Origin of the sequence: Neisseria sp. SLRRB23 (assembly GCF_050896295.1) — a bacterium.
Lineage (GTDB): Bacteria > Pseudomonadota > Gammaproteobacteria > Burkholderiales > Neisseriaceae > Neisseria.
In genome coordinates, this window is sequence record NZ_JBPBFH010000173.1 from 1 (window position 1) to 357 (window position 357).

Here is a 357-nt window from a genome sequence, read left to right on the forward strand (position 1 = left end):
AGTCTCGTGGGCTCGGAGATGTGTATAAGAGACAGTCATGACGGTATTTGAAAATGTAGATGATGACAGGGTTATTAAACCCTGTCATGCACTGCGCTTGAATCAGCTCCCAATCAGTTTGACCCTCTGTCCCGGATGGTTACGCCGGTCAGAACTCGTTTTTTGCTCATAAAAATGTCCTTACGGCAGCAATGCCGTCTGAAAGGGAAAAGATGCGCCGATTATACCCGATTTGGCACACGCCCCATCTGCAAAACGAATTGTGCGGCAAATTCCGCCCGGGACATTTCCGCGGGGTGGCAACGGTAGTGTCTAAGCCTGTCTCTTATACACATCTCCGAGCCCACGAGACTCGAC

The 357-nt window shown here is 50.4% G+C and carries 1 pseudogene; it reads left to right on the forward strand.

The features are described 5' to 3' along the window. Positions 1-194: 194 nt before the first annotated feature. Positions 195-357, forward strand: a pseudogene (locus ACRPFF_RS11765) (pantoate--beta-alanine ligase); the annotation flags it as partial.